Annotated in this window: 27 protein-coding genes and 1 other annotated feature (1 of these 28 cut by a window edge); of the genes, 23 read left to right on the top strand and 4 right to left on the bottom strand. The window is 45.8% G+C overall.

Annotated features, from left to right (window positions below; translation table 11 throughout):
* Positions 1–10 (top strand) — a sequence feature (ribosomal protein L21 leader region); it begins 66 nt to the left of the window's first position.
* Between the two features lie 13 nt (positions 11–23).
* The 3 genes from rplU to rpmA are packed head-to-tail and all read left to right on the top strand — an operon-like array spanning position 24 to position 981.
* Entirely contained in the window at positions 24–332 is a 309-nt protein-coding gene (gene rplU / locus DT065_RS06905; protein WP_114371969.1) for a 50S ribosomal protein L21, read from the top strand.
* Between the two features lie 12 nt (positions 333–344).
* Positions 345–692, top strand: coding sequence for a ribosomal-processing cysteine protease Prp (locus tag DT065_RS06900; protein ID WP_114371967.1), 348 nt, complete (start codon positions 345–347; stop codon positions 690–692).
* Between the two features lie 4 nt (positions 693–696).
* Positions 697–981 (top strand): 50S ribosomal protein L27, encoded by a 285-nt coding sequence (gene rpmA / locus DT065_RS06895; RefSeq protein WP_114371965.1) that lies wholly within the window; start codon positions 697–699, stop codon positions 979–981.
* A 247-nt stretch (positions 982–1,228) separates the two neighbouring features.
* Here the strand turns inward: rpmA and DT065_RS06890 are convergent, their stop codons facing one another.
* Positions 1,229–1,828, bottom strand: a complete 600-nt coding sequence (locus DT065_RS06890; RefSeq protein WP_227002753.1) for a glycoside hydrolase domain-containing protein — start codon at positions 1,826–1,828, stop codon at positions 1,229–1,231.
* A gap of 274 nt (positions 1,829–2,102) precedes the next feature.
* On the opposite strand from DT065_RS06890, the gene DT065_RS06885 reads away from it, so the two are divergent.
* The 3 genes from DT065_RS06885 to DT065_RS06875 all read left to right on the top strand — a co-directional run bounded on the left by DT065_RS06885 (position 2,103) and on the right by DT065_RS06875 (position 5,302).
* On the top strand, positions 2,103–2,768 hold the full coding sequence (locus DT065_RS06885) for a superoxide dismutase family protein (protein ID WP_114371963.1): 666 nt from the start codon (positions 2,103–2,105) through the stop codon (positions 2,766–2,768).
* A 119-nt stretch (positions 2,769–2,887) separates the two neighbouring features.
* The gene (locus DT065_RS06880; RefSeq protein ID WP_114371961.1) at positions 2,888–4,849 is read left to right on the top strand and encodes a chemotaxis protein CheA; all 1,962 of its coding nucleotides are present in this window, start codon (positions 2,888–2,890) and stop codon (positions 4,847–4,849) included.
* A gap of 18 nt (positions 4,850–4,867) precedes the next feature.
* Complete coding sequence (locus DT065_RS06875; protein ID WP_227002752.1) at positions 4,868–5,302, top strand: chemotaxis protein CheW; 435 nt, start codon at positions 4,868–4,870, stop codon at positions 5,300–5,302.
* Here the strand turns inward: DT065_RS06875 and DT065_RS06870 are convergent.
* Complete coding sequence (locus tag DT065_RS06870) at positions 5,296–5,613, bottom strand: hypothetical protein (RefSeq protein ID WP_114371958.1); 318 nt, start codon at positions 5,611–5,613, stop codon at positions 5,296–5,298. The two genes, DT065_RS06875 and DT065_RS06870, sit on opposite strands and share 7 nt — an antisense overlap.
* A gap of 160 nt (positions 5,614–5,773) precedes the next feature.
* On the opposite strand from DT065_RS06870, the gene DT065_RS06865 reads away from it, so the two are divergent.
* Positions 5,774–6,565 (top strand): polysaccharide deacetylase family protein, encoded by a 792-nt coding sequence (locus DT065_RS06865; RefSeq protein ID WP_114371956.1) that lies wholly within the window; start codon positions 5,774–5,776, stop codon positions 6,563–6,565.
* A gap of 122 nt (positions 6,566–6,687) precedes the next feature.
* Positions 6,688–7,848 carry an FtsW/RodA/SpoVE family cell cycle protein gene (locus tag DT065_RS06860; protein ID WP_114371954.1) on the top strand — a complete coding sequence of 387 codons (1,161 nt, stop codon included), beginning with the start codon at positions 6,688–6,690 and terminating at the stop codon, positions 7,846–7,848.
* Between the two features lie 112 nt (positions 7,849–7,960).
* On the opposite strand, the gene DT065_RS06855 is transcribed toward DT065_RS06860, so the two are convergent.
* Positions 7,961–8,416, bottom strand: coding sequence for a DUF4064 domain-containing protein (locus tag DT065_RS06855; protein ID WP_114371952.1), 456 nt, complete (start codon positions 8,414–8,416; stop codon positions 7,961–7,963).
* A gap of 164 nt (positions 8,417–8,580) precedes the next feature.
* Between DT065_RS06855 and DT065_RS06850 the strand changes: the two genes are divergently transcribed.
* The 9 genes from DT065_RS06850 (at position 8,581) to DT065_RS06810 (ending at position 17,736) form a co-directional block, all read left to right on the top strand.
* Positions 8,581–9,003 (top strand): organic hydroperoxide resistance protein, encoded by a 423-nt coding sequence (locus DT065_RS06850; protein WP_114371950.1) that lies wholly within the window; start codon positions 8,581–8,583, stop codon positions 9,001–9,003.
* Between the two features lie 407 nt (positions 9,004–9,410).
* On the top strand, positions 9,411–9,578 hold the full coding sequence (locus tag DT065_RS18820; protein ID WP_160112441.1) for a hypothetical protein: 168 nt from the start codon (positions 9,411–9,413) through the stop codon (positions 9,576–9,578).
* Positions 9,579–9,724: 146 nt separating this feature from the next.
* Entirely contained in the window at positions 9,725–10,681 is a 957-nt protein-coding gene (locus DT065_RS06845; protein ID WP_114371948.1) for a hypothetical protein, read from the top strand.
* A 365-nt stretch (positions 10,682–11,046) separates the two neighbouring features.
* The gene (locus tag DT065_RS06840; protein ID WP_114371946.1) at positions 11,047–12,000 is read left to right on the top strand and encodes an ABC transporter permease; all 954 of its coding nucleotides are present in this window, start codon (positions 11,047–11,049) and stop codon (positions 11,998–12,000) included.
* Positions 11,990–12,943, top strand: coding sequence for an iron chelate uptake ABC transporter family permease subunit (locus DT065_RS06835; RefSeq protein ID WP_114371944.1), 954 nt, complete (start codon positions 11,990–11,992; stop codon positions 12,941–12,943). Before DT065_RS06840 ends, DT065_RS06835 begins: the two co-directional genes overlap by 11 nt.
* A 50-nt stretch (positions 12,944–12,993) precedes the next feature.
* A complete protein-coding gene (locus DT065_RS06830) occupies positions 12,994–13,752 on the top strand; it encodes an iron ABC transporter ATP-binding protein (RefSeq protein ID WP_114376135.1) in 759 nt (252 codons plus the stop codon).
* Positions 13,753–14,595: 843 nt separating this feature from the next.
* The gene (locus tag DT065_RS06820; RefSeq protein WP_114371940.1) at positions 14,596–16,467 is read left to right on the top strand and encodes an ABC-F family ATP-binding cassette domain-containing protein; all 1,872 of its coding nucleotides are present in this window, start codon (positions 14,596–14,598) and stop codon (positions 16,465–16,467) included.
* 205 nt (positions 16,468–16,672) lie between these two features.
* Positions 16,673–17,104 carry a peptidylprolyl isomerase gene (locus tag DT065_RS06815; RefSeq protein WP_114371938.1) on the top strand — a complete coding sequence of 144 codons (432 nt, stop codon included), beginning with the start codon at positions 16,673–16,675 and terminating at the stop codon, positions 17,102–17,104.
* A 104-nt stretch (positions 17,105–17,208) separates the two neighbouring features.
* Positions 17,209–17,736 carry an HD domain-containing protein gene (locus tag DT065_RS06810; protein ID WP_114371936.1) on the top strand — a complete coding sequence of 176 codons (528 nt, stop codon included), beginning with the start codon at positions 17,209–17,211 and terminating at the stop codon, positions 17,734–17,736.
* A gap of 243 nt (positions 17,737–17,979) precedes the next feature.
* Here DT065_RS06810 and DT065_RS06805 read toward each other — a convergent pair whose 3' ends face one another.
* Positions 17,980–19,470 carry a BCCT family transporter gene (locus tag DT065_RS06805; RefSeq protein ID WP_114371934.1) on the bottom strand — a complete coding sequence of 497 codons (1,491 nt, stop codon included), beginning with the start codon at positions 19,468–19,470 and terminating at the stop codon, positions 17,980–17,982.
* Positions 19,471–19,628: 158 nt separating this feature from the next.
* Between DT065_RS06805 and DT065_RS06800 the strand changes: the two genes are divergently transcribed.
* The 6 genes from DT065_RS06800 (at position 19,629) to DT065_RS06775 (ending at position 24,478) form a co-directional block, all read left to right on the top strand.
* A complete protein-coding gene (locus tag DT065_RS06800; protein ID WP_114371932.1) occupies positions 19,629–20,273 on the top strand; it encodes an SDR family oxidoreductase in 645 nt (214 codons plus the stop codon).
* A gap of 116 nt (positions 20,274–20,389) precedes the next feature.
* On the top strand, positions 20,390–20,551 hold the full coding sequence (locus DT065_RS06795; protein WP_114371930.1) for a phosphatase PAP2 family protein: 162 nt from the start codon (positions 20,390–20,392) through the stop codon (positions 20,549–20,551).
* Between the two features lie 211 nt (positions 20,552–20,762).
* The gene (gene pgsB / locus DT065_RS06790; RefSeq protein ID WP_114371928.1) at positions 20,763–21,950 is read left to right on the top strand and encodes a poly-gamma-glutamate synthase PgsB; all 1,188 of its coding nucleotides are present in this window, start codon (positions 20,763–20,765) and stop codon (positions 21,948–21,950) included.
* Between the two features lie 18 nt (positions 21,951–21,968).
* The gene (gene pgsC / locus DT065_RS06785; protein WP_114371926.1) at positions 21,969–22,418 is read left to right on the top strand and encodes a poly-gamma-glutamate biosynthesis protein PgsC; all 450 of its coding nucleotides are present in this window, start codon (positions 21,969–21,971) and stop codon (positions 22,416–22,418) included.
* Between the two features lie 14 nt (positions 22,419–22,432).
* On the top strand, positions 22,433–23,581 hold the full coding sequence (locus DT065_RS06780) for a CapA family protein (protein ID WP_114371924.1): 1,149 nt from the start codon (positions 22,433–22,435) through the stop codon (positions 23,579–23,581).
* A gap of 201 nt (positions 23,582–23,782) precedes the next feature.
* Positions 23,783–24,478 carry a hypothetical protein gene (locus DT065_RS06775; RefSeq protein ID WP_114371923.1) on the top strand — a complete coding sequence of 232 codons (696 nt, stop codon included), beginning with the start codon at positions 23,783–23,785 and terminating at the stop codon, positions 24,476–24,478.
* Positions 24,479–24,517 lie beyond the last annotated feature (39 nt).

Raw genomic sequence — 24,517 nt, 5'->3', positions numbered from 1 at the left:
TAGAAACGTGGGAGGTGCGTAGAGTGTACGCAATTATTGAGACAGGCGGAAAGCAAATCAAAGTCGAAGAAGGTCAATCCATTTTTGTTGAAAAACTGCCGGCAGAGGCCGGAGAGGAAGTCACCTTCGATAAAGTGCTTTTGGTTGGCGGCGACGAAACAAAAGTAGGCGCTCCTTATGTGGACGGCGCACAAGTAGCTGGAAAAGTCGAAAAGAACGACAAAGGCAAGAAAATTATTGTATATAAATTTAAGCGTCGCAAAGGCTATCGTCGTAAACAAGGCCATCGTCAGCCATATACCAAAGTCACGATCGGCAGCATTCAATCATAAGGCTGAATAGCGATGATAAGAATGACGATCGTTCGCGATGAAGCAGATCATACCATTCAATCATTCACATTATCCGGCCACGCAAATGCCGCTGATTACGGTGAGGACATCGTTTGTGCAGGTGTATCAGCAGTTGCGATTGGCACGGTTAACGCCATTGAAGCCCTGTGTGCCGCACCCCTCGATTTGGATAGCGAGGGGGATGGCGGTTACATGCATGGGGCTATCCCCGACACATGGAGTGGCCGTGAAGCGGAAGACGGCCAATTGTTGTTGGAAGGCATGCTCGTAGCCATCAATGGCATCCAGGATTCGTATGGAGATTTTATAAAAGTGACGGAAAAATATAAGGAGGTGTAGGACAATGCTTAACATGGACTTGCAATTTTTCGCTCAGAAAAAAGGGGTAGGGAGCACGAAAAACGGCCGTGACTCGATTGCGAAACGCCTCGGCGCAAAAAGAGGCGACGGTCAAAACGTGACGGGAGGCTCCATCCTTGTTCGCCAGCGTGGCACAAAAATCCACCCCGGTGAAAACGTCGGTAAAGGTGGCGATGATACATTGTTCGCCAAAATCGACGGCGTTGTAAAATTTGAGCGTGTGGATAAAAAGCGCAAACGCGTGAGTGTATACGCGAAAGAAGCATAACCTTTTAATCATTGACCCCGGCGGGCAGCCGGGGTTTTTTCGTGTGTGTGGAAGAATAAGCGGTGATGGCTCTAAGATGTTATGGGTGCCAACATCTTCTAATCGATCCCTAACGGTTGCCTGCGAAAGTAGTTAGGTCACGCGCGAAGCGAATGCCGCGATCACGTGTGAGGGTACCAATACCCGGAGATAGCGGCCGGAAATTCACGCTCACCCGATTGTGCCGCCACTTGAACGCTTCTTTCTGTTACCAAACGGCATCTAGCACATTCCCATCAAAAATATTCGTATCAATGTTGCAAATCTCATCATCCAGTCCGTATTGCCAACCGGCGAGCAACGCACCATCCGGATAATCAGGGTCATATGCCGGTGCCTCTTCCTCTGCAGTGATGCCTACGTTTGGCGAGGAGGACCAAACGTACATTTCATCGAGTAAGTCGTCGTTTTCATCGGCGGCTGCTTCAAAGGCGGGATAAATCTCTTCATCAGGATCAAACAAGCCGTAGATGCCGGACTCATATTCGGAATCCGTGAGCGCATCATGCCAGCCTAGAATGAACGCGGCGTCCACCGGATATATTGGCTCTACGTTTATGAAAAGAGCCACCTCTTCGATAATATCGTACTCTCTTGCCATTTCTATCGCTTCTTCGGCTTCGTTTTGTCCGTGGTCATAGCCGGTAACATCCGTCGTATGGTTCCAAATTACAAGCGTTTGAATATCATTGGCCTGCAATAAGTCGATTTCTTCATCGGTTATCCCGTAAGAGACGCCTTCATTTTCACCGAGGTAACGCCCCCACACGGCAGGGTCCCCATAATTATCAGTGACACATTCCAGCATCTCTTCATCCGTAAGACTGGCGGAATCAACCCCCCAAACGGTTCCGGGGGTCTCCCCGTTATCGTCGCCATTTCCGTTCCCATTCCCTTCTTCGTTGTCACCATTTTCAGTATCTTCGTCTTTTTCATCTCCGTTCTCTTCCTCTTTCTTTTCATCAGTGCCAAGTACCTAAGACTTGTGAATGGATTTCCATTAATATGGGAATTTCTCGTTTAATCTGATCTTTAAACGGGCAATAGCATATTGGAACATATTGAAATGGAGTGTTGAAGACATGAAGAAAAATTTTTTACCTTTCGTATTCATAGGTGCTTTCTCCATCCTACTGGCTGCATGCTCGTCGGAAGATTTGGAAGAAGATAATGAGTCATTGGATACGCCGGATAATGGCGAGGACAATGGCGAAGTGCAAGAAATGGATGAGGAGGATGCGGTCGCAGAAGACGTAGAAGAACCGGAGGCGATCGCCGAGTTGCATGATGCAAATGAAGAACCGGTGGGAACGGTGAATTTTCATGAACGAGACGGAAACACACGGATCACAGCAGAAGCTGAAAATCTTGATCCTGGGTTTCATGGTTTTCACATTCATGAAGAAGGTGTATGCGAACCTGATGCCGAAGAAGGCCCGTTTGATACCGCGGAAGGGCACTATTCGCCGGAGGATAACGAGCATGGAGAGCATGCCGGCGATTTACCTCCCCTCTATGTCAAAGAAGATGGGGCAGTGGAAATGTCGATAGAAAGTGACCGCTTTACTCCCGATGAACTGGTGGAAGAAGAAACAGCCATGATCATTCATAGTAACCCGGATAATTTTGCCCATATCCCGGATCGCTACACTTCCGAGGAACAAGACGAATCCGGTCCGGATGAAGATACGCTCGATACCGGAGACGCGGGAGATCGCGTTGCCTGTGCAGTCATTGAAACACCGTAAAAAGAAGCGAAAACGATCGCTTCTTTTTTTTAGGAACAAAACCTAGGAAAAAATACTCAATTCAAACGATGGTTGTGTTAAAATGGAAATAATAGAATGAGCGGAAATGAGAGGATGAAATGGCACAATCGAATTACTTGCAATTGTTTATCGATGAAGGGCGGGAGCATGTTCAAAATATGAACGACCATTTATTGCAGTTGGAAAAAAATCCAACCGCGCTCCCTATCATTGAAGAAGTTTTCCGTTCTGCCCATACGTTAAAAGGGATGGCGGCATCGATGGAGTTTCAGGATCTTGCCACGCTTACCCACGCGATGGAAAATGTACTGGATGTGCTTCGAAATGAAACAGGGAAGGCCACGTCTGAAATGTTTGATGAGGTCTTTAACGCTGTTGATGCTGTCGAGGAAATGATTGATGACATTGCCGAAGGCGGAAATGGCAGCCGAGACATTGACCCTCATCTCGCTCACCTAAAAGCGCTGACGTCGGAGGATGTGGATGAGACAGCGGCGACGGTCGAAATAACGCAATCGCTCTCCTACGATGAATTCGAGCAGACCGTGTTGGACCAATCTGTAGAACAAGGCTATACCCCCTATGAAATAACGATTACTTTGGATGCCTCCACTCTATTGAAAGCGGCGCGGGTGCATATGGCATTTCAAGCGCTGGGGGACCACGGAGAGGTTATTAAAGCCAGTCCACCCGTAGAGGAATTGGAAGAGGAGAATTTTGAGCATACGTTTACGGTTGCTTTTATATCGACAAAAAGCATTGAAGAGCTGAAGGCCATCCTATATAATGTGTCGGAAATCGCCTCGGTGGAAATCGAAGCGATTACGGATAGACTCATGCAACGAGAAGAAAATTTTGAACAAGAAGAAAGTGATACAGAGCGTTTCACGGGAAAAAATGAAACGAAGCGAACGATAAAAATAAATGTGGAGCGTTTGGATACGCTGATGAATTTGTTTGAAGAATGGATCGTGGATCGCGGGCGGTTGGAAAGGACCGCGCAATCGTTGCAAAATCAAGCGCTAACGGAAACAGTAGAGCGAATGAGCCGAATATCTACTGATTTGCAAGCGGTTATTTTGAACATGCGCATGATGCCTGTCGAAAATGTTTTTAATCGTTTTCCGCGTATGGTGCGAAAGGTGTCCAAAGATCTTGGGAAGAAAATAAAGATGGAGATCGAAGGGGAAAAAACGGAACTGGACCGTTCTATCATCGATGAAATTGGGGATCCGCTTGTTCACTTGTTGAGAAATTCAATCGATCACGGAATTGAATTGCCCGAACATCGGTTGGCAGCCGGTAAAAATGAAGAAGGAACCGTCCGTCTCAGCGCTTATCATAGCGACAATCATGTGTACATACAGGTTTCGGACGATGGCGCGGGCATTGATAAGGAAAAGCTCGTTAACAAAGCAATTAGCCAAGGGATTATCGCTGAAGAAGACGCAAAAACGATGACGGCCCCCGAGAAGTACCAATTATTGTTTTCCTCGGGATTCAGCACAGCCGAAGAAATTACAGATGTATCGGGGAGAGGGGTTGGCCTTGATGTCGTCCGGCAAACATTCGAATCGCTTGGCGGTGTCGTTTCCGTCGATGCCGAACCGGGGCAAGGGTCCGTTTTTTCCGTGCAGTTGCCATTGACGCTCTCCATCATTGAAGCTTTACTCGTCCAAGTGGAAAATGAAACCTATGGCATTCCCATTTCTGCAATTACGGAAACGATGATCATTTCGGAAACGGACATCCATAAAACCTACCACCAGGAAGTCATTGAATTCAGGGGGACCCTCATACCGCTTCTCTTTTTGCATGACGTTTTTCAGGTGCCAAAGGCGGTGGGAGATTCACATTACGAACCTTTTTATGACGTTATTATCGTGCAAAAAGGAAAACGATACACGGGGCTCGTTGTGGATGCGTTTATCGGCCATCATGAAGTGGTGTTAAAATCACTTGGCAACTTTTTATTGGAAACGTTCGCGATTTCGGGTGCCACGGTTATAGGCGACGGTGAAGTAGCGTTAATTATTGACACGAACGCGCTCGTTAAATAAGGAATGGGAGTGGGAAAGGTGCCAACAGATACTGCTCAAGAGAAAATCGTTATCTTTGAATTGAATGGGGAAGAATATGGGTTGGAGGTCAGTCGTGTGCAATCGATCGAACGCATGCTCCCTCTCACCCGTGTCCCCGGGGCTCCCCGCCCCGATATTGCCGGTGTGATGAATTTGCGCGGGAAGATCACTCCTGTCATCGACCTCAGGCTCTGTTTAGGGGTTGAAGCTGCTCCATACGATAAGCAGACGCGCATACTGGTGGTTCTCGGAAATGATGGGGCAGTCGGCTTCATTGTTGATCGGGCAAATGACCTTTTGGATATTACCGAAACGGAGATAGAGGGAATCCCTGCTGGCCGCGAAGACGAAACCTACGGATTGTTTCAGGGTGTGATAAACAGAGACCCACGAATCATAACGTTACTGGAGACGGATAAAGTGCTTCAATGATCGCTTTGACGGAGGAAGTAATCCGACGCAAGCACAGCCAGCCAAATAACCGTTAATGGAATGAGGACGATGGAGGCATCATCAAAATAGAAAGCAAGGGCGACAAGGATGCCATTTAACGCCCAAATATTATAGAACCAATCCGTGGTAAGGATAGTAAAAAACAAGAAATAGCCGATCAAGGAAAGCCCGAAAAACGTAACGGCCAATACAAGAAAGGGACCCTCGTTCGTCCCTTCCGTGCCAACGATAACCGTGCCAAGCGCCAGGCAAGATATAAAGATAAAAAAGATGCGATCCCATGTTTTCATAACCCACTTTCCTTTCCGGTTGAAGTGGCCGTTCGGTTACCTACATTCTAACACGAACACATAAAACCAAGCACCTTGTCCAGACTAAGAAAAAAGTTTTTTAGAAAACTTGGCTTTTCGCCAAGCTTTTATGGCGAAAGCCTTAGAAAGGGGCAAGTTTGTGAAGAAAAAATGGATTTTTTTCATTATGCTGCCCTTCCTATGCTTTGGTATGGGATCGGACGCAGTGCAGGCCGATGGTTATGAGCCTCCGTCCATGCGAGGCGGCAGTGAAGAAGACGTGCGAAACCCTGACCCTGTTTCCATTGCGCAGTTACAAATGCAATTTCCGGGGGTCGTTTTTTTTCAGGGAGATCCGACGAGCAATAAGATTGCGCTTACGTTTGACGATGGCCCTGACCCTCGTTTTACCGAGCCCATCCTTAATACGCTGAAAGCCTATGATGTCCCGGCCACTTTTTTTGTAATGGGGGCACGGGCGGAAGCTTATCCGGAGTTTTTGCAGCGGATGGATGAGGAAGGGCACGACGTTGGCAACCATACATTCTGGCATCCGAACCTTGCAGAGGAAAGCGTGGGGCAAGTGGAATGGGAAGTGGCACAGACGGAGGAAATCATTGAAGATGCGATTGGGTACCGTCCGCGTCTGTTTCGTCCACCGTATGGCAATGTGACCGTAGAGCAAACCGAGCGGCTCGCTGCACTGGATAACGTCGTCATCGGATGGTCTGTCGATTCCATGGATTGGGAGCAAATCCCCGCGAATGAAATAACCGCGAATGTGCTTGATATGACCGGTGGCGGGGACGTCATACTTATGCATGACGGCGGCGATTGGACGCAGGAGATCCAAACGCCCGAAGCTTTGGAGACCATCATTCCGGAATTGCAAGACCAAGGATATGAATTCGTAACGGTATCGACGATGTTTGACATTCCGAATGAAAAATGAAAGCATAAGGATCGGCTGCACGAAGTGGCCGGTCTTTTCTTTTTTTGGCTTTCTAATTCATATACGATCGTAAAAAATTAATGTATGATTGGAACAGATAGAAAAAAACAGGGGATGAAGACGTGAAACCGTACAATAACGAAAAACAATACGATATCAATATGATGTTCGTGCTGTTCATTTTTGCTGTCGTGAGTTGTTTTTATGTCTATTTGGCTCAGCAGCAGGAGCAATATGATACAAATTTCGTCATTATGCAGATGGTATTTTATATCTTTGCATTTCTTATAGCATTTGCCGTTTTACACTTTGACTTTGAGTATTATTTGAATTTGCACTGGATTTTTTATGGTTTTGGGTTGTTCATGTTAGTCGTGTTGCTGCTTGCGCCTGATAGTATAGCTCCGGAAACCGAGGGGGCAACAAGGTGGTTTAACTTAGGCCCGGTTAACCTTCAACCGTCGGAGTTTATGAAAGTGTTTGTCATTATAACTCTTAGTTCGCTCATTTATCGGCATAATAACATGTTCACACCTAAAGAGCTCCAATCGGATATGTGGTTGCTCACGAAAATGGGAGCCGTTATTCTACCGCCAATCATTTTATTATATTTTCAGCCCGATATGGGCATGGTCATGATGATGGTCGCGATTGCCGTCGGCTTGACTCTGGTATCCGGGATGTCTTATAAGTTACTGTCCATTTTATACGGGGTTCCCGCGCTTTTATTTGGTGCATTTATTGTTGCATACTTTCGTTTTCCGGAGATAGTACAGCGATTATTGTTTGATCATATGGCAGATTATCAAGTTAATCGTTTTCATGGGTGGCTGCGGCCTTTGGAAAATCCGGATCACGGCTTTCAAGTGGCACAAGCGATGACAGCCATCGGATCGGGTGGCTTGACCGGCAGTTCTGAGCACAATGTTTATTTTCCCGAGGCCCACACGGATTTAATCTTTGCCGTTATCGGGATGGAGACGGGCTTTATCGGAACCGCGATTGTGATTACCCTTTATTTTGTTTTGTTCTATCAAATTATGATGACAGCCATCCGCAGCCACCATAGTTTTGGCACGTATATATGTGCAGGGGTCATTGCCCTTTTTACGTTCCAAGTATTCCAAAACATCGGCATGAATATTGGCTTATTGCCTGTCACCGGCTTTACGCTTCCGCTCATAAGCTACGGAGGAAGCTCGTTGGTAAGTTCTATGCTTGCGCTTGGTCTTGTTCTCGGTGTTCGGTATCATTCGAAATCGTATTTCTTCGAGGAAGAATAAAAATAGAGGGCGGAGGTTGGGTATGTACCGCCGCCTTTGGTGATGAAGCCTTTGCAAAATCCCATGTTTATCCGGCACCTCAAAGAGGTCGAACTTCGAAGGACTTCACACACTAATTATCAGGGTCGGCGCTCCCCTCCGGTTGAACCGGTGGTTTTCGCGCCAGGCACATAACACCTGCAATAATGAAAAGGGCTGCATAAACAAAACTAAAGCCCACCGTTAACAACAGTAGCTCTCCCCCTGCTATCAAGAACAAAATTCCAGCTGTTTTGGCGTTGCGATTTAGTTTCACGAGGGCGATAATGCCTAAAACCAGCCCAATGGCATGGACGGCAAGCAATCCCCAACCAGCGGTCGACATAACATTTAAAACGAGAGCTGAAAATTCTTCTGCTTCTTGCCCCTGGACATTTGGGTCATTTGCAAGCTCTTGTTCGATAATGTTGGTCAACTGGGGAACATCGGCTTGTTGTAGGCCGATCACCATGAACAGAACGAAAAGGGAGACAAGAAAAGTAATGACCACACCAATCATTCCCAATATCATTTCTCCTGTACGTTTCAAAGCTGCTCCCCCTCCTTTAAACGGTAAAAGTTGTGTCCATCTATTATACCCGTAGGTCCCCGTAGATAATCGTGGAATCCTAATCAAAAACAGAGGTTTAAAACCTTTCGGAAACGTTAATATATAGAATAGAACAAAATACAAATAAAGGAGAAGATGATAGAATGGCAGATAAAGTTTTTACAACAAAAGCAACCGCGAGTGGCGGGAGAGATGGGCATGTTAAATCGGATAACGGTGTCATCGATGTAGATTTAAAGAATCCAAGCGGTGACGAAATACTATCAGAGGTTTCTAACCCCGAGCAATTGTTTGCTGCCGGTTATGCCTCGTGCTTTGATGGTGCATTTAATCTAATGGCCAGTAAAGATAAAGAGGATGTAGAATCGGAAACAGAAGCAGCCGTGAGCTTGCTCAAAGACCCAAGCGATGACGGTTTTCAACTTGGTGTGCAATTAAATGTATCCGTGAAAGGCGTCGATCAAGCAAAAGCTGAAGAATTAGTGGAAAAAGCACACGGGTTTTGCCCCTATTCGAAAGCAACAAGAGGAAATGTCGATGTCACGCTTAATGTGACGGCAAAATAATATCAAATGCGCCCGTTGAGGGACCTCCTTCTCGGGCGTTTTTATTACATAAGACCATTCGACCTATTATCATTCATTTTCCATAGGCTTTCGTCCCTATTTTTGTAGCGATGACTTGATAATAGCGAGAGGTTAGTATACGTTTAAGAGAGCTATAAAAATCTTGCCATTCATCAATAAATCATACAAAGGGGGTTTTTTCCATTAATGTTGGGAATATAGAAAAAACATCGGTTTGGTTACTTGAATCCATACGCCTGAACAATGTCAGGAAACCAGCTATCCAGTGCAACATATGCAAAAAAAATATCAAAAATAAATATTTAAAATTAGGAACACGCAGAGGCTGTTACTACTGTTTATTGAAATTTTTGAATCACACCAAGTTTGACCGGTATCGGGAGAGAGTGAACGACGATCCCAAGAACCCAGGGATCGATACGGTCCAGTTGATGGCTGATTTAAGGTTTATTATTCAAAAACGTTCCATTGCCGGACTTGTTCATGATGAGCGGCAGAAGGAAGAAGATGGGGAAGTGCAAGTGCTTGTCGAACAGTACAAACAAGTAGAGTGAATAAACATATGGTTTTTGTAGAGGGATAGGCTTTTCTTCTCTCGTCCGAGTGTGAGAAATGTATGGAGACTGTTTGTTTGCACTTGAGAGGATCTATTATTTTACAAAAACGAATCATTGTAACTGAGGAGAGAGGAGCGTCGTTTATGAGGGTGGTGTGGCACGGGTTGTTGCTGCTCACCGTTTTATTTCTCTCGGCTTCTTGTTTTCATGCCTCTGATGTTTCCGATTCAAATGATACCGATGATGACATGGAAACCCAGCCTCCGGAAGATCGAGAGGATAACCATAAAGAGAATGAGGAGGTCGACAGGGCAGGCGGAGAAACGTTGGAATCGTTTCTCTTTGATTATTTTGAGGCGATCAATCGTGGAGACGAAGAGGCAGCCGAGCAAATGATTGATCCGGGGACTGGCGAACAAGGTGCCCAATATATTTTGGAAGAATTCGATAATTTCCGGATAGAAAATATAAATATTCAATCGTTAGAAGAGGGACAAGTATCCCCGGTCGATTATTTTTATGAACATGATATCGGAGAAACGGATGCAGTAAGTGTTCTTTTGGAAGGAGATTATCGAGGGGAAGAAGAGGAGAAGTACGGAAGCGGGGATGTGGTAATCCGCAATGATTTATTAGTACATGAACAGGGAGAAAATTCAGAAGTGCTTGGCAGCTTCATTCATACGCCGTTATCTCCGGAACAATCAGCAGCCGCGCAAGGAGGTCTGCTTTTTACACCGGAAGCATTTGTGGCTGAGTACTACCAACGACTTGAAAACGAGAATTATGACCAACTTTTCGAGTTGCTGTCCGATACGTATCGGCACGATGAACTGAACATGAATGCCAATCAATACGAGGAATTATTATCCAAGGGTGAAGTTCAATTTCAAGACGTTCATGTCTCGATGGGTGAATTGTTTGAGGAAGAAATTCAGGAAGTGGTCCCCGATTTATTATCGTACACGACCGACAATGATGATTATATCGTACGTGCCCAATATCGCCCTGGATCCGACGAGCGTCTGCTTACCGAAGACGTTCTCGTCTCTGACATCGACGGAGAATGGCGAATTTCCATGATTCATCGCTATGAATGAGTGAGCATAGGAGCAGTGTTCCTGTCAGCAGGTGCATTGCTTTTTCGTGTGTGTGCGTTGATCTTTGCTTATAACCTTTTTTCTTTTCAACTACTAGTCTGACCTCTAGAAAGACGTCAGAGTGTCTGTTTTCAAGTGCCCGGCAGGTAAGCTACACAGCTACTTTTTCTAAAAATCGCTTTGGATCAAGCGGCCCCCCCTTGGCACATATGAGTGAAAATCTTTCTCAATAAACATTGACGACATACATAAAGATGATATAATTAAAGAGAAATAATTGATAATGAATCTCATTATCGGATTGTCCTAAGTTTGAAAAAGGGGGACAATGGCACTTATCAGAGTTGCTGCTATTTAAATGATTTATGAGAATAAAATACTTACTGCCACTGCTCATTGTTTTATCGGTAGCATCACTATTTATCGGCGTGCAGGAGATATCACCGACCGACATATTTAACCTTCAAGACGAACAGGTTCAAACCATTCTTATCAGTCGAATTCCGCGATTGATGAGTATTATTATCGTCGGTGTAAGCTTGAGTGTTTGCGGGCTGATCATGCAGCAGCTCACACAAAACAAATTCGTTTCTCCCACGACTGCCGGAACGTTGGATTGGGCGCGACTCGGTATTCTCGTCTCGATCCTGGTGTTTTCGCAAGCGGGTACGTTGGAGCGAATGTTCGTTGCTATATTGTTTGCCCTCGGCGGTACCTTCCTTTTCATGAAGATCTTGGAACGTATCCGTTATAAAAATGTGATCTTTGTCCCGCTTGTCGGTTTGATGCTCGGGAGCGTTGTTGAAGCGATCACGACATTTTTTGCCTATCAATATGATTTGATGCAAAGCCTTTCTTCCTGGATGCAAGGAAGCTTTTCGCTTGTCATCAGGGGAAACTATGAGATTTTGTATATCGGTATCCCGCTTGTCATCATTGCCTTTTTATTCGCCAATCGTTTTACGGTTGCCGGGATGGGGCGAGATTTTTCCGCCAATTTGGGGATGAATTACAATCGGATTATGAACGCCGGGCTATTTATCGTGGCGATTATTACGGCAACGATTGTCGTTACGATCGGCTCGATTCCGTTTTTGGGGTTAATCATTCCGAATATCGTATCAATCATGAGAGGCGACAATCTAAAGAACAGTCTTCCCTATACGGCTTTATTCGGAGCCATCTTTTTATTGGCCTGCGATATATTGGGAAGGGTTATTATCTATCCGTATGAGATACCGATCGGACTTATGGTGGGCATCATTGGCAGCGCCATATTTCTTTACCTTCTCTTAAGGAGAAACGCCAATGCAGGCTAGATGGATCTTTACCTTACTTATTGCTGCCTCCGTCGTACTGATCATTACGTATATGTTTATTGACCTTAGCCCTGAGGGATGGGATTACGCGCTCCCGAGAAGAGGGAGAAGCGTGACAGCTATTATCATTGTCGGTGCTGCTATTGCGTTTTCGACAATGATCTTCCAAACGATCACCAATAACCGGATTTTAACCCCCAGCATTATTGGATTGGATTCGCTGTATGTGCTTGTGCAAACCGCTTTGATCTTTTTTGTCGGCACCGCCGGGTTTGCATCATTTGGCGAAGGCACAAATTTCATCGCCTCGATCCTCATCATGGTTTTGTTCGCCCTCGTGTTATACGCATTGTTATTTCGAGGCGAACAACAGAACATTTACTTTCTATTGCTTGTAGGGATTGTATTCGGAACGCTGTTTTCAAGTTTGTCCACGTTTATGCAAGTACTTATCGACCCGAATGAATTTTTAACGGTCCAGAACCAGATGTTTGCAAGTTTTAGCAACATTAATGAAGATCTTTTATGGCTTTCGATCGTGATTCTTATCCTTACGACCATCTATGTGTGGCCGTACCTGAAATACCTGGATGCGCTATCCCTCGGCAGGGATCAGGCGATTAATCTGGGGGTTCCTTATGATCAAGTGATACGCAGATTCCTGATTGTCATCGCGGTTATGGTTTCGGTGTCAACCGCACTTGTCGGCCCGATCATGTTTTTGGGATTACTTGTGGTAAACGTTGCCAGAGAGCTTGTTCGGTCATTTAAACATACACACGTAATTAATGCCTCAATCCTCGTCAGTGTTATTGCCCTTGTCGGCGGAACGCTCGTCATTGAACAAGTGTTCGCCTATGGTGCGCCGCTCAGTGTCATCATTAATTTCATCGGTGGAACCTATTTCATTTACCTGTTAGTAAGGGGGACCAAAAACAAATGAGCATGAAAATGTTGGAGATGGAAGAAAAGTCGGCTGTAAAAAATGAGTACGTGCTTGAAGCAAGAAATCTAACGAAAATATACGATGGAAAAAGAGTGGTCGATGACGTCTCGGTACAAGTGAAAAAAGGAACAATTACATCTTTCATCGGTCCGAACGGCGCGGGGAAAAGCACGCTCATCGGGATGATTAGCCGTCTGCTCAAAAAAGACGAAGGCGATGTATTTTTTGACGGGAAAAACATTAATGAATACAAGAGCAACGAACTGGCGAAAAAAATATCGATTTTAAAACAATCCAACGACATTAATATTCGCTTAACGATCCGGGAACTCGTAAGTTTTGGTCGCTTCCCTTATTCCCAAAACAGGTTAACGAAAGAAGATTGGATGCACGTGGATGATGCCATTGATTATATGGCGCTGCAGGACATCCAGGATAAGTTTCTTGATCAACTGAGCGGGGGGCAAAAACAAAGAGCCTATATCGCCATGGTCCTTGCCCAAAACACGGAGTATATCATCTTGGATGAACCGTTAAATAATTTGGATATGAAGCATTCGGTGCAGATCATGAAAACATTGCGCAGCTTGGTCGATGATTTGGGTAAAACAATCATGATCGTCGTCCACGACATAAATTTTGCCTCCTGTTATTCCGATGAAATCGTTGCCTTGAAAGACGGCAGCCTCGTTGAAAAGGGACGTTGCCATGAGATTATTAATCGCGATACGTTGCGCGATATTTATGACATGGAGATTGACGTTCAGGAAGTGAACTGCAATCGCATTTGTGTTTATTTTACCTAGTGCAGGACGGCTGAAATAAGTGATCCCCATCGTTGTTGGCGCCAGATTTAGGAAACGTGCCAGATCTCCACCCAATGGTTGAGATACCAAAAATAGAAGGTGCGTTTACTATTAACTTTCGCGAAGAGAACGTCCGAAATCCTCATTATGACACCACTAGAAGGAAGATTACCCCAATTAGAGGTGCCATGAGTGAGTCATGGAACCACTCGAAGGTTAAATAACCCAATCAGAGGTGCCATGAATAAGTTATGTGGAACAAACCGGAAGGAAAATCATCCAGTGTGAGGAAATTCAGCCATAATGCACGAGTGACCGTCCTCCTTTTTTGAGTTGCCCTTGGCTGTGACCGGATAATTCGACCACTCTGTACTAGTGATGTGTTTCAGAAATTCTTTCCGTACTTTCGGGCCTTGAAAAAGGGCTTAAGTGATCGAAATTGAGGCGAATGTTGGACACGCGTTCTATCATCGACACCAATGACAAAACCAAGTCACAAACCGAAACATGTACGGCGGTGGCATGTAAGGAGAGCGAAGAGCAGAGAATATGTCGAAGGAAGGGCGACATCGGCATATAAAGAAAGCAAAGCTGTGCTGGGAAGTCGAAGCAAGCACGGGAAAACGGGAATGGAACAGACCCTCAAAACTGGGGATGAATGTTAGCTACTTAAGGAAAGAATTTTTGGTACGCTGTACTAATAGATGGAACTTCGACGAGAAGTTGATGGGATGATTAAAGACGTGAGGAAGCGGCTATTTCCGAATACGGATTAGTCGTTTTTTCATGACGATACAAGGGTGTGTTAAGCTATTAAAGACAGTGATTGGGAGGAGGGCCTTGATGAGTCTGTTAGTCGCGAATGATCTCAAGAAAACATTTGGAGATAAAACGCTTTTGGACGATGTTTCTTTTGTTATCGAACCGAAACAAAGAATTGGAATCATCGGCGCAAATGGAACGGGAAAATCAACATTGCTGCATATCCTCGCCGGAACAGAAGGAGTTGAAAAAGGAGAAATTCGCCATGCGAATGCTTTTTCCATTTCTTATGTAGAGCAGGAACTGGCGCTAGAAGGGGAGCAAACGATCCTTGATGCGGTTTATGAAGGGGAAGCTCCGGTCATGCGCGCCCTTCATCATTATGAGAAAGCCCTCCGCCATTTCCAGGAACATCCTGGGGATGAAAAGGCCGAAAAAAACCTATATGACGCGCAGGCAGATATGGACGCGCACGCTGCTTGGGAAGCGGAAACATCGGCAAAGACCGTTTTGTCGAAATTAGGGTTAAGCGATTATCACGCGAAGGTCGGTGAACTATCCGGCGGTCAGGAAAAACGGGTGGCCCTTGCAAAAGCGCTTATTCAACCTGCGGATCTTCTTATTCTCGATGAGCCGACGAATCATCTCGATGCGTCTTCGATCGCTTGGCTGGAGTCTTATTTATCGGCTTATCAGGGCGCGCTTTTGCTCGTTACGCACGATCGTTATTTTTTAAATCGAGTCACCGACGCAATCTTTGAAATTGAACAAGGGAACCTTCATTATTATGAAGGAAACTATGAAACGTATCTTGAAAAGAAAGCAGAACGGGAGGCCCAGGCCGAACAGGAAGAAGAAAAACGCAAGAATACGCTGCGAAGGGAGATGGCCTGGCTAAAACGAATGCCGAAAGCCCGGGGAACGAAACAAAAGGCACGTGTCGATAGGGTGGAAGCTTTAAAAGCCGAAACTCCCGAGCAAAAAGAAGGAACACTGGATTTTGTGTCCGATTCGAAGAGACTCGGAAAGAAAGTGATTGAAGCGACCGATATTTCGAAAGACTTTGGAGATAACAAGATTCTCGATCGGATCAGTGTACGCATCGATCGTGGGAGTCGCATCGGAATCACCGGTAAAAATGGAACGGGAAAAAGTACGTTTTTGCATATCCTGGCCGGGCAGTTGCAACCCGACCGCGGAGTTATCGATATTGGCGAGACCGTTCGCATCGGTTATTTTACCCAGGGGGAAGCTGACATTGATCACTCGTTGCGCGTGCTTGAGTATATTCGCGAAGGTGCGGAAGCGATCACGACGAAAGACGGGGCCACGATAACGGCCGAGCAAATGCTGGAACGCTTTTTGTTCCCCCGGTCCCACCAATGGACGTATATTAGCCGCCTCTCCGGGGGAGAACGCCGACGTCTGTATTTGTTGCGGGTTTTGATGGAAGAGCCGAATGTTTTATTTTTGGACGAACCGACGAATAACCTCGATATCCCTACGCTTCGTTTGCTCGAAGATTATTTGACCCAATTTCCTGGAGCGGTCGTCAGCGTCTCCCACGATCGTTATTTTCTTGATCGGGTGGCCGAACGTTTGCTCATATTTGAGTCCGACGGCCGGATAGAAGAATTTTACGGGCATTTTGAAGATTATTTGGGTCAAAAAGAAGCAGCGAAGGCGGAAAAAAAGCCTGTGAAAAAGGAATCAAGACGCCGGCCGAAAAAAAAGGTGTCGTATAAAGATCAACAAGAGTGGAAAACAATTGAAGGTACCATTGAACAACTGGAGCGAAAACAAGCGGAGTTGGAAAAGGAAATGGCACAGGCGGGAAGCGACTCGGTACGTATTCAGGAATGGCTGAAAGAACAGGAAACGGTGGCCGAGGAGTTGGAAGAAGCCATGGAGCGCTGGACAGAACTCGCGACGTTGATGGAAGAAGAGAAGTAGGCAAAGGGCCAGAAATTAGATAGAAACCATTTTCCCCCTTCGTTTGAGGATAGCATTCTCGCCCCCCAGGCGCTAAGTCCTTATTGCATTCTATTGTAGGGGGTCCATGTTATACTGGACCATGAGGATGCGGAGCAAGCGATAGACGACGCTATGTGGTTGTCAGGGCAGGTAGAGTACGAAATTAAAGATGGAGGTTTTAGCAATGAAGAAAACAGGGTACATTGAACTTGAAAACGGAGAAAAGCTCCCATTTGAATTATATCCAGAAGATGCGCCGAATACGGTCGCGAATTTTGAAAAGCTTGCCAATGAAGGGTTTTATAACGGCTTGACGTTTCACCGCGTGATTCCGGGATTCGTTTCCCAGGGCGGCTGCCCGAAAGGAGACGGCACGGGCAATGCAGGCTATACGATTAAGTGTGAGACAAACGATAACCCGCACAAACACGATGTTGGATCGTTGTCTATGGCCCACGCGGGAAAAGATACCGGAAGCTCACAATTTTTTATTGTCCATGAACCACAGCCTCATTTGGATGGCGTCCATACCGTATTTGGCAAAGTAACGGAGAACGCCGCACTTGCTCGTGACATGAAAGCCGGCGACGGCATGGCCCGGATCGTCGTAGAATAAGACACAAGTGGGCTCGCACGTATCGGATGTGCGAGTCTTTTTTGATTGCAAGACTTTCTCTTTTGTGGTACGTTGGTATGAAAAAAAGTAAGGAGGGAAGATCCTTGCAACGCGTAACGCTAGCAACGATTTACAGTCACCCGGTAGCGAAAAAGTATGTCGTCAGAGCGGGGTTGGACCACGCGATCAAAACGGCACTCACCGCCTTCGATATTGCCCTTCGAGAAAATGTCGATACAGACTTGGCGACAAAAGCGGCATTTTTGCACGACATTGGTCATTATCAATGGTATCGCGACGGGGAATGGGATTTTTATTCTTATAAGGAAAACGATATCCACGCGATTAAAGGTGCGGAACGTGCCCATAAACTTTTAATCCGTCTCGGGGAAGGTCGGAAGGCGGCCAAGGAAATCGCACTTGCCATTCTGTTACACACCGATTCTTATCTGCCCGAAGGACAATTGCAGCTTGACCCTTTGCAGCAAGTGGTGGCGCGTGCGGATGAGGCCAACGAAGAAGCGGCCGGCGTGCATCATTACCGTGAAATACCAGAAGATACGGCAATCGTGCAATTGCAGTCATTAGACCAACATGTCGCTGCTACAGAAGTACAGAGGAAAACGAGTTAACCCGAAAGTGATGGTCGCATCGCCTTTCGGGTTTAATTTTGTTCATGAAGCCCGCAATCGGAGAAAATAAATGAGCTGAGAAACGCCACGCATCCAGGTCATCTTCGTGCGATGATTCCTCAAAGAAGTTTATTCGAGTGCTGTCGGGAATAGATACTTATGCAAAAGCACACCACCTCTTGCGGAAATTTTAAAAACGCTTGGCTCTTTTTATTCTCCTTTTTGGACACGCACGTTCAACGATCATTTCGATTGTTTTTGTTCTTTTCTTTCTTGGCGCACGGCCTTGAGTAAAGCGTAGACCATAAGCAACATAACAATGGAGAAGGGGAACGCGGTCACGATCATCGTGTTCTCTACAGCTTGCAAGCCCCCGGAATATAAAAGAATCGTTGCAATCGCCGAAAGCAAGATCCCCCAAATGAACTTAATCCTTCTCGCCGGGTTTGTCGTGCCGTTGGTCGTTTGCATCCCGAGCACAAAGGTGGCTGAATCTCCCGATGTAATGAAAAAGATGGCAATGAGTACGAGCGCTAAGATGGACGTGGCAGTTGCGAACGGAAACTGGCTCAATAGGCCAAACAACATTTCTTCAATTTCCAGCGAGGCTAGACCTGCCCCCTGTTCCCTTTCATAGAAAATCGCTGAGCCGCCCAGGAACGAAAACCATAGGAAACCAATAATGGTAGGGACAAAAAGGACCCCAATCATGAATTGCCGCAAGGTTCGTCCCTTAGATACGCGTGCGACAAAGGTTCCGACATAGGGGGACCAGGCCATCCACCAGGCCCAGTAGAAAATGGTCCAATCGTTAATCCATGCCCGAGCGTCCGGATCAGTCGGAGCAATACGAAAACTCATTTCCGGCAAGGTTTGAATATATTGGCCCAACGTGTTCGTGAAAATGTTCAAAGCGTCAAGCGTCGGCCCGAGAATAATGATAAACAAGAGCAATACACCGGCAAGAATCATGTTCGTGTTACTCAAATAACGAATCCCTTTTTGGATACCGGTGGAGGTGGAAATAAGGTATAAGGCAGTGATGACCGCGATAATGCCAAACTGAAATAAAAAACTCTCTCCAAAGCCTGTTAAATATGTGATGCCGCCGTTCATTTGCACAGCACCGAATCCAAGCGTTGTCGCTATCCCGGAAACAGTAGCGACAACACCAATCACATTAACCGTCTTTCCCATCGCCCCCTCCGCGTCCATCAGAGGAGAAAGTGCGGAACTAATCGTGCCGGACGCTTCTTTTCTGAACTTGAAATAACCGAGGCAAAGGGCGACGATGGCATAAATACCCCAAGCGTGCAGTCCCCAATGGAAGAACGTAAATCGCATGGATTCAAGAATTGCCTCCTCACTTCCCGGATCAACGGTGGGCGAATCAATGGCATAGTGTGAAATCGGTTCTGCTGCGCCCCAGAAAAGAAGTCCTGTGCCCATACCGGCACTAAAGAGCAACGCAAACCAAGAAGGCAAGTTAAATTCGGGCTTGTCATCATCTTTGCCCAGTTTTATTTTTCCATAAGGACTTACAATAAAAAAGAGACAGACGAGCACGAACAAGGAAACAATGATTAAGTAATACCATCCAAAGACAGACGAAATGAATTCCTGGGTTTGTGCGGTAATCGTCTCAAGGAAGTCAGGGACGAAAAAACCGATGAGGACAATTGCTACAATAATGCTCGCGGACCAATAAAAAACGGCACCTGGCTTTTTATTCATGGACTCACCCTCTTCTCCACAGAAAATCTTTATTTTAATGTTTACAAGTGGATGAAAAACATGTATTGAGCTCTTGGTGATACTTGGATGTTTGTTTTTTTGTTTGAAAGGGTACATCTAATCTATGGAATCTGGAATCAAAAAGGAGTGCATGGATAATGAACGTACTAGTGATTGGGGCAAACGGCAAGATAGGAAAACAACTTGTAGAAAAACTCGCCGACGATAGCGGGTATACACCGAAAGCCATGGTGCGTAAAGAAGAGCAGTTACAACAATTTGAGGATATGGGTGCGGATACGGTGCTGGCTGATGTGGAGGGTGCGGTCGATGATTTGGCCGCTGCTGCAAAAGGAATGGATGCCATCGTGTTTACCGCGGGTTCAGGCGCGCAGACCGGTGCGGATAAAACGATGATGGTTGATTTTGATGGCGCGGTAAAATCTATGCAAGCAGCCGAACAAGCCGGAGTCAAACGCTTCCTCATTGTGAGCGCGATCGGTGTTCATCGCCGTGAAAAATGGATGGAAAAAGCGCCGTATTACAGTGCAGCCAAACATTATGCCGATGAATGGCTCGTCGCTAGTAATCTTGATTACACGATTCTTCGCCCTGGACTACTCACCAATGATGCCGGGAAAGAAAACATCAAGGTGGACGTCGACCTTGAGCGGGCTGAAATCCCCCGGGAGGACGTAGCGAATACGATTAAGGCGTCGTTAAAGGATAATGGTACGATCGGAAAAGCATTTGACCTTACCACGGGAGAATCCCCCATTGAATTGGCGCTACAAAATCTATAAAATAAAGAAGGCAGCTGATACACTGCCTTCTTTTAAGTAAGCTAAACCGCTCTTTTCTTCTTCATGCAATCTTTTCCTTCCTGAATTTCCATCATTTGAAAAAAGAGGGCACCCATATGAAACGAAAGATTGGGCTGGCGATAGGAACCATTGCAAGCAGGCCCGTGTTAGGAGTTCATTTTCCTACAGATGTTTTGGCTGCTGCTATGTATGCCTTTATATGGCTGGTTGCTGTTTTAAGGCTTTCTCCCGAAAAAATCATGGAGAAAAAAGGTTGAATTTGCAAAAAGTGGGCACCCTGTTGGTAAGGTATTCCAACACATATAAACCATTACATAATGCCAAGAAATGACCAAAGATTGTAACCAGATTGATATGTTTGGCGGTAGATATTTTCACTAGATTTGTCTTATACTTTTTATGGCGTACATATTTATTGTCGAAATACATCGCCATAGCTCATCTAAAGGTAGAAAGAAGGGTTGAAAGTTGTTTACCCTTGTTGTTGCGATCAGCTTGCTTATTTTACTTGCATTGGGAATGCGGGAAAAAGAACAACATGAGAAAAACGTGGACAAAATTCCAATCCGTATTAATATTAACGGTACGCGCGGCAAATCAACGGTCACGCGTCTCGTTTCCGGAGCACTTATGGAAGCTGACATTAAAACGGTCGGGAAAATCACCGGCACGCAGGCGCGAATGTTTTATTGGTACCAGGAAGAGGAAAAACCGATTATACGTAGGCTGGAAGGGCCGAATATTCGTGAACAAAAATCAGCGATAAAAGAAGCTGTTGATGCCGGTGCCGAGGCTTTTGTGAGTGAGTGTATGGCCGTTCATCCTGAGTATCAGAGAATTTTTCAGGATGATTGGATGCAAGCGAATATCGGGGTCGTCGTTAATATTGTGGAGGATCATATGGAAGTGTTGGGGCCAACGGTTGAACATGTCGTCGATGCTTATAAGTACACGATCCCCTATGACGGGATATTTATCACATCGCCGTCGCCCTATCTTGAGGAGTTTGAAAAAGAAGCGGCAAAGCGGAATACCAACGTTTTTGTTGCGGATACAAAAGCGGTGCCAGACCATTTTCTTGCAAAATTTGAGTATATGATTTTTCCCGAAAATGTCGCGCTGGCATTGGCAGTTGCGAAAGCGCTCGGCATTGATGAAGATACGGCAAGCCGGGGGATGATAAAAGCGAAAGCGGCTCCCGGTGTCACGCGAGTGATGCCAATCGTAGATAGACATCAAAAAGCTTCTTTTTTTGTAAATGGATTTTCAGCCAATGAACCGACATCGACGCTGAGTATTTGGGAAAACGCGCGATACCTCGGATATCCTGTCGACGATCCCATTGTCGTCATGAATTGCCGGGAAGATCGCCCGGACCGCACTCACCAATTTGTGGAGCAATTCCTTCCCTATATCGCGATCGATAAACTCGTGCTAATCGGCGAAGGTACGAACCCCGTTGTACAAGCTTATGAGCAGGGAAAATTGGATGTGAATGAACTCTGTAACATGGAAGACGAAGAAATCGACAAAATATATGAATTCATTGTCTCATCAATGGATCAGTCGACGGTGTTCGGCATTGGTAACTTTCATGGTGCGGCAGAGCCTCTCATAGAAGAATTGAAAAAGACTAATGATTGGTCGACTGTTTAACAGGGAGTTGGGTGAGCATTGTTTGGAACAGAATTATATATTGCACTCGTGATAGGAACCATATTAAGCCTTATCTATACGGAACGGACAGGTGTTATGCCGGCAGGCCTCATTGTGCCGGGATACCTCGCTTTAGTATTTGACCAGCCAATTTTTATGGTCATGATTTTTTTCATCAGTTTCTTAACGTATATAATAACGATGCAAGTGGTCGGGCGCTTAACGGTTTTGTATGGGCGCCGAAAATTTGCGGCAATGATGACGGTGGGGATTTTGCTGAAAATGGTCTTTGATTATTTTTACCCGATATTCCCGTTTGAAACGGTCGAATTTCGAGGACTCGGGGTCATTGTGCCCGGATTGGTCGCGAATTCGTTTCAGCGGCAAGGGGTCATGCCAACATTGCTAAGCACGTTGGTCATCAGCGGAGTCACCTTTTTCATCGTCACAATACTGTATTTAATCTAAGGTGTGGAAGATAGATGAGATCTCAACATAATCGCAAATTCAATTTGCAGGAATCCATGCTGGCATATACAAAAAAACATAAAAAACGGGCGCTGCCTCATGCCATTATTGGGGCTGCCGTTTCGTTGCTTATCTTATTTGTCGCTCAATTGTGGCCTGCTTCGGAGGTGGGATCGACGAGTGTCGCCAGTGACGAAAATGCCGTCTTCACCGGATCGTTTGTCGGAGATATTATGGCCGGGCGTTATGTGGAGCAAGTGATCGACCACCAGGGGCCGGAATTTTTATTTCGGCATGCCAAGCCTTATTTTGACGCATCCGATTACGTAACCGGAAATTTTGAAAACCCGGTCTTGTTTGAAGATGAAGTCTACGAGCCGGAAGATAAAGAAATTCATCTGGAAGCAGGAGAAGGGGCTGTGAATCTCCTATCGGAAGCCGGATTTTCAAATGTCAACCTCGCCAATAATCATATTCGCGATTATGGCTCCAAAGGGGTGCGAGACACCCTTGCGGCTTTTGAAGATTCAGACGTAGACACGGTAGGCGCTCATTTCGGTCAAGAGGAAGAAGCGGTATCCATCGAAGCGTATGACGATTTAACCGTGGCTACCCTCGGCTTCAACGATGTTTGGTCGCGATCGGGAAGGGATGGAGTCGCCGACTCTGATCCTGCCCAATCGCTAAACGAGATACAGCAAGCGAGTGAAGATGCGGACCTTGTCGTCGCCCATCTCCATAGCGGTGTGGAGTATACAAGCACGATTACGGATCGCCAGGAAGATTTAATGAAAGCTTACGTGGATGCTGGCGCGGATATTGTCGTGGGCCACCACCCTCACGTGTTACAATCCGTCGATGTTTATAATGACGGCATCATCTTTTATTCCCTGGGAAATTTCGTGTTTGACCAGGGGTGGACACGGACGAGAGACACTGTTTTGGCCCAATATGAATTGGCCGAAGACGGGACGGCTGAGATTGAACTTGTCCCTTTTCGCATTCATGAATCCCAACCGAGACCCATTGACGGATTTGCAGAACCATATTATCGCGAGCGTATTTTTCAACAGCTGACAAAGGATACCTCAGATGAATCCGTCTATGAAAAATCCGATGGTCGCTTAGTGTTCGAAGTTGATCATGGACATGTGGTAGAATAGCTTGTATGCAGTAGAGTGTTGGAAGAAGAGGTCGGGTTTTGTCGCGGTATTTAGGACGATCGTGACGAATGAAAATGACGATAATGGGGTAGAGGTAAATGACACCCCCAATGAAGAAGCCGAAACAGATCATGAAGAAACGGGGGAAGCTATTTTGGATTAAGCCGTCGCTAAACCCTGTAAGAGATAAAGGAGAGAACGATGAATCTACTAAAAAGAGCAGTTCCATATTTGATCGTGGTTGTCATCGTCACCGTTCTATATAATTTACAGCATGAAGAGACTTTAAGCGTGGGAGAAGCACGATATATTGAGCAGTTCTCCCCCGATTATCAGGAGGAAACGGCATCTGAAAAGGGAGAGAGCCCTTCGGGTGACGCTGAGGAAGAGTTTCAAGAAAATACCAATGAAATTTTATCGCAACAAGAACCCGGTGACGAGATTCATTTAGCTATATTTACCTCCAATAGTGAAGAAGAAGCCGTTCAATGGGAGAATTATTTTCCTGAAGAGGCACAGGATCAATATGAATTTGATGTTCATACCTTTAATATTGATGATTTTCAGAGCAACAATTCCGCGGAATTCGTCGATTATGAAGAATGGACGGTCATAAACGATCTGGCGCCGGATTTGGTGATTTATGAGCCGCTCGCCTACCGTGATAATACTTCCTTAGATGAATCGATGGACATGACGGCTCAAATCATTAATCGCTTTGACGGGAACCCTGTTTTAAAAATCCCTTCCTATGAGAACGCGGCCAATCAGGAACTTTACGTCCAAGAATGGACGGAGTTTGCCGAAGAAGCCGAGGTCCAATATGTCGGACCGGATGAACAGGCACTCAGTGACTCTGCTTTGACCCAGGGTGATGAATTAGAAAATGACTCTTGATCGGCTTTGTATGAGCACGCTCCAAAAGGGGGGGTGCTC

The sequence above is a fragment of the Salicibibacter kimchii genome, from assembly GCF_003336365.1.
GTDB classification, from domain to species: Bacteria; Bacillota; Bacilli; order Bacillales; family Marinococcaceae; genus Salicibibacter; species Salicibibacter kimchii.
This window is presented reverse-complemented; position numbering and strand designations above follow the sequence as displayed.